This is a genomic window from Comamonas sp. 23, from assembly GCF_049601575.1.
GTDB lineage: Bacteria > Pseudomonadota > Gammaproteobacteria > Burkholderiales > Burkholderiaceae_C > Comamonas > Comamonas squillarum.
Genome location: NZ_CP187127.1, coordinates 3,459,640 through 3,473,323 on the forward strand (window position 1 = coordinate 3,459,640; position 13,684 = coordinate 3,473,323).

Genomic DNA, 13,684 nt, shown 5'->3' on the forward strand with positions numbered 1-13,684 from the left:
TACCTCCGGTCTCCAGTGCCCCAAGCGGCACATGGAGCTGGAGTCCGACCTGGGCTTGCGCGACGCCACTGCCCAGCAACAGACAACCTGCAGCGCAAGCCGTTAGATCCTAGTGCTGGATGCTGGGCGCGCCAGTCAGACAGCAGCGCAGCTTGTGCGGCGGGTGGTCGTACACGGGCGCCGGTGCTTCCAGACCTGGCCATGGGCCTATCTTGAGATCCTCTGGCCTCTTTGACTAGCTAATGAAACCTTCTAGACCTTATTAGCCTTGCTAATCAATTGCCCGTGCGACACTTTCGCGATGGTCAAACGCAACCTCAACGATCTGCTGTACTTTGTCACGGTCGCCCGTGAGGGGAGCTTCACGCGCGCGGCCTCGGTGCTGGGAGTGACCCAATCGGCACTCAGCCAGGCCGTCAGCAGTCTGGAGGCGAGGCTTCATATTCGCCTGCTCACACGCACCACGCGCAGCGTGTCGGTCACGGCCGCCGGCGATCGGCTGCTGAGCGCGATTGGCCATCGCTTTGACGAAATCGACGCCGAGCTGCACCAGCTCACCGAAATGCGCGACAAGCCCAGCGGCTTGGTGCGCATCACCTGTGGCGAGCATGTCGCGCGCGCCACACTGGTGCCAAAGCTGGCGCCCTTGCTGCTGCAGTACCCTGACATCAAGGTCGAATTCGACGTCAACTACGGATTGCGCGACATCGTTGCGGACCGCTTCGATGCAGGGGTGCGCTTTGGCAACACCATCGACAAGGACATGATCGCTGTGCCCATCGGACCGACATTGCGCATGGCGGCCGCCGCATCGCCGGCCTACTTCCAACGCCATCCGCTGCCCAAGACGCCAGGCGATCTGATCACACACAACTGCATCAACATGCGTATGCAGACAGCAGGAGGCTTGTGGACCTGGGATTTTGAGCGCCGGGGCAAGCCGCTGAGCGTTCGGGTGGACGGGCAGGTCATCTTCAATACCTCTCCCAGCATCGTCGATGCAGCACTGGCCGGCATGGGCATAGCGCATTTGCCCGAAGACGAGTTTGCCCCCCACCTGGAGCAAGGCCGCTTGATACGGGTGCTGGACGACTGGTGCCCACCCTTCCCCGGATACTACTTGTACTACCCCAGCCGACGACAGCCTTCACTCGCCTTTTCTTTGGTGCTCAATGCGCTGCGGGTCACACCGCTGCCCCTTGCCATCGCTGCGGGTTCAGCATAGCGGGGGCGATGGTCTGCACGCAGTCGCCAGCCACATCTGGCGCAGCACCCCTTCGCGCCCCGATCCCCCGCCAATCTTGACCTGGTGCCGACCGCTGGCAGTCCCGCCTATAGTCAAGAGCGCGTCAACAACGCTAGACTGCCGGCTTGCGAGGCGGTCCTGCCGCAACGCACGTTCTGATGATCACAACGGAGGAAAAGAGATGTTTGACCATATCGGCATCGGTGTCAGCAACCTGAATGTGAGCCAATCCTTTTTTCTCCCATCGCTGCTCCCTTTGGGCGTTGGGCTTGCGATGGAGGGGCCCGGCAGCATCGGTCTGGGCCGCAACGGCAAGCCTTCGCTTTGGTTGACGGAGTCTTCGCAGAAGCCGACCCCTGTGCACATCGCCATCACCGCCCAGACCCGAGCGGAGGTGGATGCCTTTTATGCAGCAGCGCTGGCGGCCGGTGGGCGTGACCACGGCGCTCCCGGCTTGCGGCCGCACTACCACGCCAACTACTACGCGGCCTTTGTGCTTGACCCCGACGGCCATAACATCGAGGCAGTGTGCCATCAGCCCGTGCTCTGAATACGCTGCGCTGGGCGCCTGTCACAGGCTGGGGCGCAGCCTGATGCCCATGGCAAAGGCCAGAGCACATTCAGCCCCCCAGCACACCATCACATGCTGCGTGGACTTGGCCAGCGCCGCCTATATTGAACGCCCCACCATCTCGGCACCGACAAACTGGCTAAAGACGGTATCGCCATAGCGGCTGGCGATGCCGGGACTGTGGTAGTGGCCCAGCCCGGCCTTTTGCGCCAGGCCACCCGGGCTGCCCATGGGCACGCGGGTCATCGATTCGACGCCGGCGGCGATCTCCATGTCCATCGCGCCCGACATCTCCGCCTGCGCGGCAAAGTGGATGGCCTGCTGCGAGGAGCCGCATTGGCGGTCGATGCTGGTGCCGGGCACCGATTCGGGCAGCCTGGAGGCCAGCACCACATTGCGCGCCACATTGCTGGACTGCTCGCCCACCTGGCTGACGCAGCCCAGAAACACATCGTCCACAGCGGCCGGGTCGGCATCGACGCCCTCGACCACCGCATTGATGACCTGTGCGGCCAGATCCACCGAATGCCAGCCGGCCAGTTGGCCACCCCGGCGGCCACCGGCCGTGCGTTGTGCCGCCACGATAAAAGCTTCGGACATGGGACTCCTTTGTCTCGTCATTGTCTAGAAGATGCTCGGGAAGAGTTTAGGCGCGCAGCCAGATCACCCAACCACCCATAACGGGTGGCCGGCGAAGTTTGGCGGCAGCGTGCAGCCCCCTCGTCCTACAGACGGCCCGGCGGCGATTGGCGAAGATGGCGACCGATAATTACCGGGGAACCGCATGGATAGCATCAACAACAACACAGCGGCCGATCCGACGCCTCCTTCGCCGCCGCTGATCCCGACCCAAAGCGGCACCTTGGAGCTGCATGACATCACCATCGTCGACAAGGTCAAGCTCAGAAAGGCGATTTCTGCCGCCGCGCTGGGCAATGCGATGGAGTGGTTCGACTTTGGCGTCTATGGCTTTGTCGCCTTTGCGCTGGGCAAGGTGTTCTTCCCCGATGCATCGCCCAGTGTGCAGATGATTGCCGCGCTGGGCACCTTCTCGATTCCCTTCCTGGTTCGGCCGCTGGGTGGCCTGTTCTTTGGCGTGATGGGTGACAAGTTCGGGCGCCAGAAGGTGCTGTCGATCACCATCATCATCATGGCGGCCAGCACGTTCTGTATTGGCCTGATACCGTCCTACGCGAGCATCGGCATCTGGGCGCCGATCCTGCTGCTGCTGTGCAAGCTGGCGCAGGGCTTCTCGGTCGGCGGTGAATACACCGGCGCCGCCATCTTTGTGGCCGAGTTTGCGCCTGACCGCAAGCGTGGCTTTCTGGGCAGTTTTCTGGACTTTGGCTCCATCGTCGGTTTTGTCACGGGCGCGGGTGTCGTCGTCTTGCTGCAAAGCCTGCTGAGCGAGGCGCGCTTTCTCGACTGGGGCTGGCGCGTGCCCTTCTTCCTGGCAGCGCCCCTGGGCCTGGTAGGCCTGTACCTGCGCCATGCGGCGGAAGAAACGCCTGCCTTCCAGCAGCAGCTCGACCAGATGGAAAAGGACGACCAGGAGGATGTGGAGAACCGCCCGCGCATCTCCTTCAAGGAAATCGCGACGCGCTACTGGCGCCCCTTGCTGGTGTCGGTGGGCCTGGTGCTGACCACCAATATCACCTACTACATGCTGCTGACCTACATGCCCAGCTACCTGTCGCACAACCTGCACTACTCCGAAGACCATGGCGTGCTGATCATCATCGCGGTGATGATCGGCATGCTCTTTGTGCAGCCGGTGATTGGCCTGGCCAGTGACCGCTTTGGCCGCAAACCCTTTGTGATCGTTGGCTCGATCGGCCTCTTGGTGCTGGCGATTCCCGCATTCCGGCTGATCATCAACGGCCAGATCGCGCTGATCTTTGTCGGCCTGTTCATGCTGGCCATTGTGCTGAACTGCTTTACCGGCGTGATGGCCTCCACCTTGCCTGCGATGTTCCCGACCCGCATCCGCTACAGCGCGCTGGCCGCCTCGTTCAACATCGCCATCATCGTCGCCGGCCTCACGCCCACCATCACCGCTGCGCTGGTCGACTCCACCGGCAGCCTCTACCTGCCTGCCTACTACCTGATGTTTGTCGCAGTCGTCGGCATCATCACCGGCATCTTCATGAAGGAAACCGCCAACCGCCCCTTGCGCGGCGCCACGCCAGCGGCATCCAGCAGGCAAGAGGCCAAGGAGCTGCTGATCCAGACACTGGACCATATCGAGCAAAGCGTGGACGACATCGACGCCGAGATCGCCAAGCTGCAAGAGCAGATCGCGGCGCTGGAGCTGCGCAAGCAGAAGTATGTTGATTTGCATCCTCGGCTGGATTGAGGAGCGTACCGCTTAGGCACTACCAACATCGCACCACAAGGCCCTGCAAATTGCCTATTTGCAGGGCCTTGTTTCTTCTGAACCCGCTCACCATGCTTTCACCGCTCACCCGGGCTCCAGTGCGACACCAGAGCTGGGTACTTGCCACCCAGATCCGGCGAGCACTACCATTCGCCAAGATGACACCGCCGCCGGCGCAATACTGCTGTCACCCGTGTTGGGGGTACGGAGGGGTGGCGTCGCTAGACTGCAGTGCAAACAAGCTTTCGTGCAAGGAGACAACCATGCAACGCCGTACTTTTGCCGCTGTCGCAGTCAGCATTGCCGTTGTAGGCGCTGCGGGTTTTGCCGCGCCCGCCATGGCACAAGCTGACTACCCTAACCGGCCTATTGTGCTGATCGTGCCCTATGGGGCGGGTGGTGTGAGCGATGTGGTGGCGCGGGCGCTGGCTCTGTCGATGGGCAAGCAGTTGGGCCAGTCCATCATCATCGAGAACAAGCCGGGTGCCGGGGCGTCGATGGGGGTGATGGATATGAAGAATGCCAAGCCCGATGGCTACCGGCTGACTTTGAGCCCGGTGGCTATCTTTCGGCAGCCCCATATCCAGAAGGTGGCCTACGATCCAATTGCCGACCTGACCTATGTGGTGGCCTATATGTCATACGACTTTCTGCTGGCCGTGGCGCAGGATTCGCCATTCAAATCGGTCAAGGACATTGTGGATCAGTCTAAGAAGCAGCCCGGCTCGGTTGACTACGGCACACCCGGCAAGTTTTCGGCCAATCACGTGCTGATGGCCTTGCTGGAGAAGAAGGCGGGTGTACAGTTCACCCACGTGCCGTACAAGGGCGATGCCGAGGCGGTGAATGCCTTAATTGCGGGCCACACCAAGACGGGGGTGTTTGGCAATACGGTGCTACCGCATATGCAGTCAGGCAAGCTGCGTGCGCTGGCCATTGCGTCAGAAACGCGCCCGCCAGCCTTTGCCAATGTGCCGACCTTCCGTGAACAGGGCTATGACGTAGTGACGCCATCGCCGTTGGGCATTGCCGGGCCCAGGGGCCTGCCGCCCGAAATCGTGCGCAAGCTCGAAGCCGCCGTGAAGTCTGCCATGGACGACCCCGCCTTTCAGCAGGCGGCGGCAAACTATGGCGTACGGCTGGAGTACCGCAATGCCCAAGATTACAGCGCCTTCGCGAAGAAGGCCTTCGCCGAAGAAGGCGCGATTGTGCAGAGCATCGGGTTGGAGTAAGAGTCGCTTGAGAATGACAGGTGCCAGGGTGAGTGCCAGAGCCGTCATCAGCTTTTGTGCAGACTGGCCACCTTCCCATCCAGCCTATAGCGTCGATAAGGAACTGAGCAGCGCGCAGCCCTGAGGCTGTGTAGCTGCCGCCCTGAAGGCAAGCCAGCGCACATGGATGGCGTCATTCATCTCGAACCGCGTAAGCATGGATTGGCGCTTGGTCACGGACACGTGCGGCACTCGAGGCTGCGATCCCCCCTTGCCACACCCCGACAAGAAACAATTTAGCGTTGAGTGAAGAGCACACACCCAGACGAAGAAAAACCCCTGAGTGCGAACACTCAGGGGTTTGATTCTTGGCGGAAACGGAGGGATTCGAACCCTCGATGAGGCTCTACACCCCATACTCCCTTAGCAGGGGAGCACCTTCGGCCACTCGGTCACGTTTCCAATACAGCTATTCTAACCTGAAAATTTAGGCCGATTTGGAAACTTCTTCAGAATCCAGACCAAAAGCAGTGTGCAGGGCGCGAACGGCCAGTTCCAGGTACTTCTCATCGATCACGACCGAGGTCTTGATTTCGGAGGTGGAGATCATCTGGATGTTGATGCCCTCTTCAGCCAGCGCGCGGAACATGGTCGATGCCACGCCCACGTGGCTGCGCATGCCGATACCGACGATGCTCACCTTGCAGATGTTGGGGTTGCCGATGACTTCGTCAGCGCCGAGCTTGGGCACCACTTCTTCGCGCAACAACTCGACCGTGCGGTTGAAGTCGCCTTGGTTGACGGTGAAGCTGAAGTCAGTCTTGCCGTCCTTGCCGATGTTTTGCAGGATCACGTCCACATCGATGTTGGCGTCGGCCACCGGGCCCAGGATCTGGTAGGCAATGCCGGGGGTGTCAGGCACGCCACGGACAGAGATTTTGGCTTCGCTGCGGTTGAAAGCGATGCCCGATACGAGGGCCTTTTCCATCTTTTCGTCTTCCTCAAATGTGATCAGAGTGCCCGATTTGGCCTCTTCATCCAATGCAATATCCCAGGGCGTGAAGCTCGACAGCACACGCATTGGCACTTTGTACTTGCCGGCAAATTCCACCGAGCGGATCTGCAGCACCTTGGAGCCCAGGCTCGCCATCTCCAGCATTTCCTCAAAGCTCACGGTCTTGAGGCGCTGTGCGGCCGAGACCACGCGCGGGTCCGTGGTGTAGACACCGTCGACGTCGGTATAGATCAGGCACTCGGCGGCCTTCATGGCGGCTGCCACGGCCACGGCCGAGGTGTCCGAGCCGCCACGGCCCAAGGTGGTGATGTTGCCGTTCGGGTCAATGCCCTGGAAACCGGTCACGATCACCACACGGCCCGCGTCCAGATCGGCCCGCACGCGCTGGTCGTCGATCGATTCAATGCGCGCCTTGGTGTAGCTGTCGTCGGTGCGCACCGGCACCTGCCAGCCGGTGTAGCTCACCGAGGGCACGCCTTCTGCCTGCAGCGCAATGGCCAGCAAGGCCGACGAGGCCTGCTCGCCGGTGGCGGCCAGCATGTCCAGCTCACGGTAATAGGACTTGTCTGCGCGGCTGGGTGCCAGCTCGCTGGCCAGGCCCAACAGACGGTTGGTTTCGCCACTCATGGCGCTGGGCACCACCACCATCTGGTGGCCAGCCCTTGCCCACTTGGCGACGCGTTTGGCGACATTGCGGATGCGCTCGGAAGAGCCCATCGACGTGCCGCCGTACTTATGAACGATCAGTGCCATTGAATATCACGATGACGAAACACGAAGCTCGGCGTTGATGCAAAGTGTTTTGGCACGCCGTCGGAATCGTACATTAGTCAGACCAAAACTGGCGGATTGTACCAATCGATGACATCTCTGTGGCGCTGTATATACCCACGGCCCACTTTTATATGGATTTGGTGGCCCCGCGTGGTGCAGCGCTGCAGCTGCTGCTGCAGTTGCGCCAGCTGTGCAGCGCTCGGCGTTTGGTCATGGGCCGTGCGCAGCCAGTAGCGCAGCACATTGGCCATGCGCGCCTCGCTCAGCGCCTGCAGCGCGCCGATGCGCGGCGGCGCGCCGGTGGCCTGCAGGTCGATCTGCGCCAGGTCATCGAGCAGCTCGGCCGCCTGCGCCGCGTTTGCGCTGCTGCGCGCCACCGTCTGCGCGATCTGCGGAAAGGCCTGCGCCAGGCCGGGCATCACCTGCTGGCGGATGCGGTTGCGTGTGTAGCGGGTGTCGGTGTTGCTCGGGTCTTCCACCCAGGCGATGCCCAGCGCAGCCAGGTCAGCGCGGATCTGCGCACTGCCCAGGCCCAGATAAGGCCGCGCCCACTGCAGACCGGCGCGCTGCCACTGCGGGCGCATGCCCGCCAGGCCGGCCACCCCAGCGCCGCGCGACAGCGCCAGCACCACGGTTTCGACCTGGTCATCGGCATGCTGGGCCAGTGCGATGGTCTGGATACGGCCCTGCCCTGCATCGGCGCAAGCCAGCACGGCCTGGGTCAGCGCCTGGTAGCGCGCAATGCGGGCCGCGTCCTCCGGGCTTTGCCCGGGCAGCGCATGGGCATTCACCGCCACCACCTGCAGCGTCACGCCCCAGGCCGCGCACTGGGCGCGGCAATGCGATTCAAATACCGCGGCTGCGGCCTGCAGCCCATGGTTGATGTGGAGGGCATACACCTGGCCGGGAAAGCGCTGCAGGCAGGCCCAGAGCAAGGCGGTGGAATCGGCTCCACCGCTGTAGGCCACAGCCAGCGGCAGTGCGGGCTGCCAGCCGTTCAGCGCAGCAACAATAGCGGGCTCAGCCATGGCCCGCGCCCCACAGCAAAAAGCCTCCGCAAAGGGAGGCTTGGCAGCAACGGCGCAGCATCAGCGGCGGCCGGCAGCGCGTATCAGTGCTCAGCCTTGGTGTCCGAGAAACGGCCATAGCTTTGCAGGCGCTCGTAGCGGCGGTCCAGCAGCTCAGCGGGTTTCAAATCAGCCAGCTGGCGGAAGGCATCGCTCAGGCCGCGCTTGAGCAGCGCCGCCATTTGCTTGTGGTCACGGTGGGCGCCACCGACGGGCTCGTGGATGATCTTGTCGATCAGGCCCAGGGCCTTGAGGCGGTGGGCGGTGATACCCATGGCGTCCGCCGCTTCCTGGGCCTTGTCGCTGGTCTTCCACAGGATGGAGGCGCAGCCTTCGGGGCTGATGGTCGAGTACACCGAGTACTGCAGCATCAGCACCTGGTCGGCCACCGAGATACCCAGCGCGCCGCCCGAGCCACCTTCACCGATGATGGTGGAGATGATCGGCACTTCCAGCTGCGCCATTTCATAGATGTTGCGGCCAATGGCTTCGGACTGGCCGCGCTCTTCGGCATCGATGCCGGGGTAGGCACCGGGTGTGTCGACAAAGGTGAACACCGGCAGCTTGAACTTCTCGGCGGTCTTCATCAGGCGCAGCGCCTTGCGGTAGCCCTCGGGCTTGCTCATGCCAAAGTTGCGCAAGGTGCGCTCCTTGGTGTCACGGCCCTTTTGGTGACCCACTACCATGCAGGGGTTGCCATTGAAACGTGCCAAGCCGCCCACGATGGACAGGTCGTCGGCAAAGTGGCGGTCGCCATGCATTTCGACGAAATCGGTGAAGATCTCGTTCACATAGTCCAGGGTGTAGGGACGCTCGGGGTGGCGTGCGATCTTGGTGATCTGCCAGGGGGAAAGCTCGCTGTAGATGTCCTTGGTCAGCTGCTGGCTTTTCTTGCTGAGCTGATCAATCTCTTCAGAGATATCCACTGCGCTTTCGCTTTGCACATAGCGCAGTTCATCAATTTTGGTTTCCAGCTCCGCAATCGGTTGCTCGAAATCCAGGAATGTTCTTTTCGCCAAAATGATTCTCCTCGAGAAAAGCCGCAGGCAGCCTTCTCATAACGACCGACAGTGTAACCGCATGCGGCCAAACCAGATCAATCTGCATCCTGCCCCAGTGGCATGGCATTCTGGGAGCGCCAGATCAGCCAGGCCGCGACACTCGCCCAGGGTTGCCAGGCCTGCGCCACCTCGCGCGCATCGCTGCGGCTGACGGCCTCGCCCGAAAAATAATGGTCGCTGATGCCCTGCAGGAGCGCCGCATCATCAATGGCCAGCACATTGGGCCGGCCCAGATGAAACAGCAAAAACATCTCCGCACCCCAGCGCGCCAGCCCGCGCTGCGCCATCAGCTGCTCGATGACTGCGTCGTCATCGACATGCACCCAGGACAGCGCGTCCTTGGGCTCCTGCACAAACCATGCAGCCAGATCACGCAGATAGCCCAGCTTGCGCTGCGGCAGGCGGATGGCCTTGGCCGCCTCGTCCGTCAGGGCCAGCATGGCCTTGGGGCTAGCCGACCCAAGCGCCGCCACCAGCCGCTTCCACAGCTGGCGCGCCGAGTGGTCCGACAGCTGCTGCCAGACCACCGAGCGCACCAGCAGCGCAAAGCCGTCTGCTTCGCGGCGCAGCATCTCGCCGGCATACAGCGGGGCGAGCCGGCGCATCACCCGGTCCTTGCGGGCCAGGTGCTTGCAGGCCACGGCCCAATCCTCCGCTGACAGCGGCTTGTTGCTGATACCAGGCATACGGCTAGACGCTCGGCTTCAATGCCAATGCCGGGTTCACACCACCCAGAGCGCGCATCAGGCGCCCGCCTGGACTACCGTCCAGGTCGTGCCTTGCGCAGAGTCCTTGAGCTCCACCCCCTGGGCCAGCAGCTCGGCGCGGATGCGGTCCGATTCCGCATAGTTCTTGGCCGCCTTGGCAGCGGCGCGCAGCGCAATCTGCGCCTCCACATAGGCCGCATCCACGCTGGCGCCCGCTTGCAGGTAGGCGGCAGGTTCGGCCTGCAGCAGGCCCAGCGTGGCCGCCAGCGCCTTGAGCAGGCCAGCCACCGCAGGCGACTTGCTGCGGTTGACCTCGGCAGCCAGCTCAAACAGGACCGCCACCGCTTCGGGCGTGCCAAAGTCCTCGTCCATCGCCGCCTTGAAGCGCGCCGCACTCGGGTGGCTCCAGTCGATGGCCACCGGCTCGGCGGCGACCAAGCTCAGCGCGGTATAGAGGCGCTTCAACGCATTGCGGGCGTCGTCCAGGTGCACATCGCTGTAGTTGAGCGGGCTGCGGTAGTGGGTGCGCACGACAAAGAAGCGGATGGTCTCGGCGTCGTAGCGCTTGAGCACATCGCGGATCGTGAAGAAATTGCCCAGCGACTTGGACATCTTCTCGTTGTCCACATTGATGAAGCCGTTGTGCATCCACATCTTGGCCAGCGGCTGGCCGTGCGCGCCCTCACTCTGGGCAATCTCGTTTTCGTGGTGGGGGAACTGCAGGTCAGCGCCGCCGCCATGGATGTCGAAGGTCTCGCCCAGCAGCGCGCAGCTCATCGCCGAGCACTCGATGTGCCAGCCCGGCCGGCCCGTGCCATAGCTGCTTTGCCACTTGGCCTCGTCGGGCTCAGTCGGCTTGGCGCTCTTCCACAGCACAAAATCCAGCGGGTCGTCCTTGCCGTCCTGCACGGCCACGCGCTCACCGGCATTGAGCTCGTCGAGCGACTTGCCCGACAGCTTGCCGTAACCGGGGAACTTGCGCACGGCATAGTTCACATCGCCGCCTTCGGTGCGGTAGGCCAGGCCTTTTTCTTCCAGCTGCGAGATGATGGACAGCATCTGCGGCACGTATTCGGTGGCACGGGGCTCATGCGTGGGCCGCTCGATGCCCAGCGCATCGGCATCCTGGTGCAGGGCCTCGATCATGCGGTCGGTCAGGCTGCGGATGGTCTCGCCGTTTTCCACGGCGCGGCGGATGATCTTGTCCTCAATGTCGGTGACATTGCGCACATAGGTCACCTTCAGGCCGCTGACGCGCAACCAGCGCTGCACCACATCAAACGCCAGCATCGAGCGCGCATGTCCCAGGTGACAGAGGTCATAGACCGTCATGCCGCATACATACATGCGGACATGGCCCTGCTCAATCGGAACAAATGACTCCAGCGCACGCGAAAGCGTGTTGTAGATGCGCAAACTCATGAAAAATTAGCGTGGTTGTGGTTGAGAGAGGGAAAGGCGCCTGGCGCCCTACCCCGGTCCGCCCCCGTCCCCCTGGGAGATGCTTGGGCGCAGGTTGTGCAGCGCCTGCCTGGGCACCGCCGCCCGGCAGGAACCGCCGAACCGTGTATGGTAGCTGATGCCCGAGACCATGCCCTGCAAACCATGGCCGCCCGTCGTTCCGGGGCGCCAGCCCCCTCAGCTACAATGCGCTGCAGTATAAGCCTGCAGGCCACTTGCACGCGCCCAGCGCGCCCGAACCCTATGAAGTTAGTCAGTTGCCTTTTCTCCCCCCTGATGCCCCGTGCCGCCTTGCTGGCGCTTGCGCTGAGCTGCGGCGCCGCCTATGCGGACGATTACTCGGCCGTGGAAAAGCTGATCCAGTCGGGCCAAAATGCCCTGGCACTGGAGCAGTTGGAGCCCAAGATCCAGCAAGCCCCGCGTGACCCGCAATGGCGCTTTTTGCAGGGTGTGGCCCAGATGAATGCAGGCCAGCGTGACGAGGCCACGGCAACGTTCGAGAAGCTGGTGCAGGAATACCCCGAACTGCCCGAGCCCTACAACAACTTGGCCGTGCTCTACGCCCAGAACAACCAGCTGGAAAAAGCCAGCCGCGCGCTGCAAGATGCGGTGCGGGCCAACCCCGGCTATGCCACCGCCTATGAAAACCTGGGCGATATCTATATTCGCCTGGCCGAGCAGTCGCTGAGCAAGGCCAGCACGCTGGCGCCGGCCCAGCAAGCCAGGCTGCAGCCCAAGATCAGCAGCCTGCGCCTCTTGGTAACCCGGGCCCAGCCTGCCGCTGCTGCAGCACCCGCTGCCGCCGCACCGGCTGCCCCGGCAGCGGCGCCCGACGCAAAATAGTAAGGGCCTTGCCTTGAATCTTGCACCGTTGGCCCTCAACTCGGTGCAAACGCACACCGTGCAACGCACACGATGCAACGCACACCGTGCACCGCCCAAGATTTGCGCGCAGCGCAGGATGCCTTGCGGACCCCGCAGCGCCCTGCACTGGACATCTACCGTATACAACGACAGAGGAAACCGATGCCTTCCAAACGACACACTCTTTCCATTCTGGGCGGCCTGGCACTGGCCGGCGGCATGTTGCTGACCAGCGCCGCACAAGCAGCGGACCAGCCCAGCGTGAAGCTGGCGACCTCGATGGGCGACATCGTGGTCGAGCTCAATCCAGAAAAAGCGCCCAAGACGGTGGCCAACTTCCTGCAGTACGTGAACGACAAGTTCTATGACGGCACGATCTTCCACCGCGTGATCGGCAACTTCATGATCCAGGGCGGCGGCTTCACCCCCGATATGCAGCAAAAGCCTGCACGCTCGCCGATCCCGCTGGAGGCCAACAATGGCCTCAAGAACAACACCTATACCATCGCGATGGCCCGCACGGCGGTTCCCGACTCGGCCACCGCGCAGTTCTTCATCAATGTGCAGAACAACGATTCGCTGAACGCCCCCAACCCCGATGGCCACGGCTATGCGGTGTTTGGCAAGGTCGTCAGCGGCAATGATGTGGTCGACAAGATCAAGGCCGTGCAAACCGGCAATGCCGGCCCGCACCAGAACGTGCCCAAGACCCCTGTCATCATCAAGTCGGCTACCGTCGTCAAGTAAATGGCCCTGCCGCTGGCCCCCAACCGGGCTGCGGCGCCCTTCCCACCTTTCTCAACAGGAAACACACCATGAGCAATCCACAAGTTGAACTGCATATCAAAGACTACGGCGTCATCACGCTGGAACTCGACGCAGACAAAGCCCCCAAGTCCACCGAGAACTTCCTGAGCTACGTCAAGAGCGGCCACTATGACGGCACGATCTTCCACCGCGTGATCAACAGCTTCATGATCCAGGGCGGCGGCTTTGCATCGGGCATGGACCAGAAGTCCACCCAGGCGCCGATCCAGAACGAAGCGCAAAACGGTCTGAAGAACGACCAGTACACCGTGGCCATGGCCCGCACCAGCGATCCCCATTCGGCCACCGCCCAGTTCTTCATCAACGTCGCCAAGAACGACTTCCTCAACCACACCTCGCCCACCCCTAGCGGCTGGGGCTATGCCGTGTTCGGCAAGGTGGTCAAGGGCAACGACGTGATCGACAAGATCAAGGCTGTGAAGACCGGCTCCAAGGGCATGCACCAAGACGTGCCCAAGGAAGAAGTGCTGATCGAAAAGGCTGTGGCCCTGTAATAGGCGCC

Annotated in this window: 12 protein-coding genes, 1 tRNA gene and 1 pseudogene; 7 read left to right on the top strand and 7 right to left on the bottom strand. The window is 62.5% G+C overall.

Features of this window, described 5'->3' with window-relative positions:
• Window positions 1-301: 301 nt before the first annotated feature.
• Window positions 302-1,225, top strand: coding sequence for a LysR family transcriptional regulator (locus tag ACPEE1_RS15700; protein WP_182345364.1), 924 nt, complete (start codon window positions 302-304; stop codon window positions 1,223-1,225).
• A gap of 202 nt (window positions 1,226-1,427) precedes the next feature.
• On the top strand, window positions 1,428-1,796 hold the full coding sequence (locus ACPEE1_RS15705) for a VOC family protein (protein ID WP_182345363.1): 369 nt from the start codon (window positions 1,428-1,430) through the stop codon (window positions 1,794-1,796).
• Between the two features lie 129 nt (window positions 1,797-1,925).
• On the opposite strand, the pseudogene ACPEE1_RS15710 reads toward ACPEE1_RS15705, so the two are convergent.
• A pseudogene (locus ACPEE1_RS15710) lies at window positions 1,926-2,417 on the bottom strand (acetyl-CoA C-acetyltransferase); the annotation flags it as partial.
• A gap of 184 nt (window positions 2,418-2,601) precedes the next feature.
• On the opposite strand from ACPEE1_RS15710, the gene proP reads away from it, so the two are divergent.
• Window positions 2,602-4,173, top strand: coding sequence for a glycine betaine/L-proline transporter ProP (gene proP / locus ACPEE1_RS15715; protein WP_182345361.1), 1,572 nt, complete (start codon window positions 2,602-2,604; stop codon window positions 4,171-4,173).
• A 284-nt stretch (window positions 4,174-4,457) separates the two neighbouring features.
• The gene (locus ACPEE1_RS15720; protein ID WP_423933787.1) at window positions 4,458-5,426 is read left to right on the top strand and encodes a tripartite tricarboxylate transporter substrate binding protein; all 969 of its coding nucleotides are present in this window, start codon (window positions 4,458-4,460) and stop codon (window positions 5,424-5,426) included.
• Window positions 5,427-5,774: 348 nt separating this feature from the next.
• On the opposite strand, the gene ACPEE1_RS15725 is transcribed toward ACPEE1_RS15720, so the two are convergent.
• The 6 genes from ACPEE1_RS15725 to cysS form a co-directional block, all read right to left on the bottom strand.
• Window positions 5,775-5,867: transfer RNA gene (locus ACPEE1_RS15725), tRNA-Ser, on the bottom strand.
• Between the two features lie 25 nt (window positions 5,868-5,892).
• Window positions 5,893-7,173 (bottom strand): aspartate kinase, encoded by a 1,281-nt coding sequence (locus ACPEE1_RS15730; protein ID WP_116925084.1) that lies wholly within the window; start codon window positions 7,171-7,173, stop codon window positions 5,893-5,895.
• Between the two features lie 77 nt (window positions 7,174-7,250).
• Window positions 7,251-8,222: a tRNA lysidine(34) synthetase TilS gene (tilS, locus tag ACPEE1_RS15735; protein WP_182345359.1), complete on the bottom strand. Its 972-nt coding sequence runs from the start codon at window positions 8,220-8,222 to the stop codon at window positions 7,251-7,253.
• Window positions 8,223-8,305: 83 nt separating this feature from the next.
• Window positions 8,306-9,280, bottom strand: a complete 975-nt coding sequence (locus ACPEE1_RS15740) for an acetyl-CoA carboxylase carboxyltransferase subunit alpha (RefSeq protein WP_116925082.1) — start codon at window positions 9,278-9,280, stop codon at window positions 8,306-8,308.
• A 77-nt stretch (window positions 9,281-9,357) separates the two neighbouring features.
• Window positions 9,358-10,008, bottom strand: coding sequence for a DNA-3-methyladenine glycosylase family protein (locus ACPEE1_RS15745; RefSeq protein WP_116925081.1), 651 nt, complete (start codon window positions 10,006-10,008; stop codon window positions 9,358-9,360).
• A 57-nt stretch (window positions 10,009-10,065) separates the two neighbouring features.
• Entirely contained in the window at window positions 10,066-11,451 is a 1,386-nt protein-coding gene (gene cysS / locus ACPEE1_RS15750) for a cysteine--tRNA ligase (RefSeq protein ID WP_260719219.1), read from the bottom strand.
• A 315-nt stretch (window positions 11,452-11,766) separates the two neighbouring features.
• Here cysS and ACPEE1_RS15755 point away from each other — a divergent pair, with 315 nt between their 5' ends.
• The 3 genes from ACPEE1_RS15755 to ACPEE1_RS15765 all read left to right on the top strand — a co-directional run bounded on the left by ACPEE1_RS15755 (window position 11,767) and on the right by ACPEE1_RS15765 (window position 13,676).
• The gene (locus tag ACPEE1_RS15755) at window positions 11,767-12,333 is read left to right on the top strand and encodes a tetratricopeptide repeat protein (protein ID WP_243419265.1); all 567 of its coding nucleotides are present in this window, start codon (window positions 11,767-11,769) and stop codon (window positions 12,331-12,333) included.
• A 183-nt stretch (window positions 12,334-12,516) separates the two neighbouring features.
• On the top strand, window positions 12,517-13,101 hold the full coding sequence (locus ACPEE1_RS15760) for a peptidylprolyl isomerase (protein WP_423933792.1): 585 nt from the start codon (window positions 12,517-12,519) through the stop codon (window positions 13,099-13,101).
• Window positions 13,102-13,169: 68 nt separating this feature from the next.
• A complete protein-coding gene (locus ACPEE1_RS15765) occupies window positions 13,170-13,676 on the top strand; it encodes a peptidylprolyl isomerase (protein WP_182345356.1) in 507 nt (168 codons plus the stop codon).
• The last annotated feature ends 8 nt before the right edge of the window (window positions 13,677-13,684 follow it).

Excerpts from the sequence above, each read along its gene's own strand:
- proP (WP_182345361.1), top strand. The coding sequence starts at position 2,602 with ATGGATAGCATCAACAACAACACAGCGGCCGATCCGACGCCTCCTTCG.
- ACPEE1_RS15760 (WP_423933792.1), top strand. The coding sequence starts at position 12,517 with ATGCCTTCCAAACGACACACTCTTTCCATTCTGGGCGGCCTGGCACTG.
- tilS (WP_182345359.1), bottom strand. The coding sequence starts at position 8,222 with ATGGCTGAGCCCGCTATTGTTGCTGCGCTGAACGGCTGGCAGCCCGCA.
- ACPEE1_RS15720 (WP_423933787.1), top strand. The coding sequence starts at position 4,458 with ATGCAACGCCGTACTTTTGCCGCTGTCGCAGTCAGCATTGCCGTTGTA.
- ACPEE1_RS15745 (WP_116925081.1), bottom strand. The coding sequence starts at position 10,008 with ATGCCTGGTATCAGCAACAAGCCGCTGTCAGCGGAGGATTGGGCCGTG.
- ACPEE1_RS15765 (WP_182345356.1), top strand. The coding sequence starts at position 13,170 with ATGAGCAATCCACAAGTTGAACTGCATATCAAAGACTACGGCGTCATC.
- ACPEE1_RS15730 (WP_116925084.1), bottom strand. The coding sequence starts at position 7,173 with ATGGCACTGATCGTTCATAAGTACGGCGGCACGTCGATGGGCTCTTCC.
- ACPEE1_RS15705 (WP_182345363.1), top strand. The coding sequence starts at position 1,428 with ATGTTTGACCATATCGGCATCGGTGTCAGCAACCTGAATGTGAGCCAA.
- ACPEE1_RS15755 (WP_243419265.1), top strand. The coding sequence starts at position 11,767 with ATGCCCCGTGCCGCCTTGCTGGCGCTTGCGCTGAGCTGCGGCGCCGCC.
- ACPEE1_RS15700 (WP_182345364.1), top strand. The coding sequence starts at position 302 with ATGGTCAAACGCAACCTCAACGATCTGCTGTACTTTGTCACGGTCGCC.
- cysS (WP_260719219.1), bottom strand. The coding sequence starts at position 11,451 with ATGAGTTTGCGCATCTACAACACGCTTTCGCGTGCGCTGGAGTCATTT.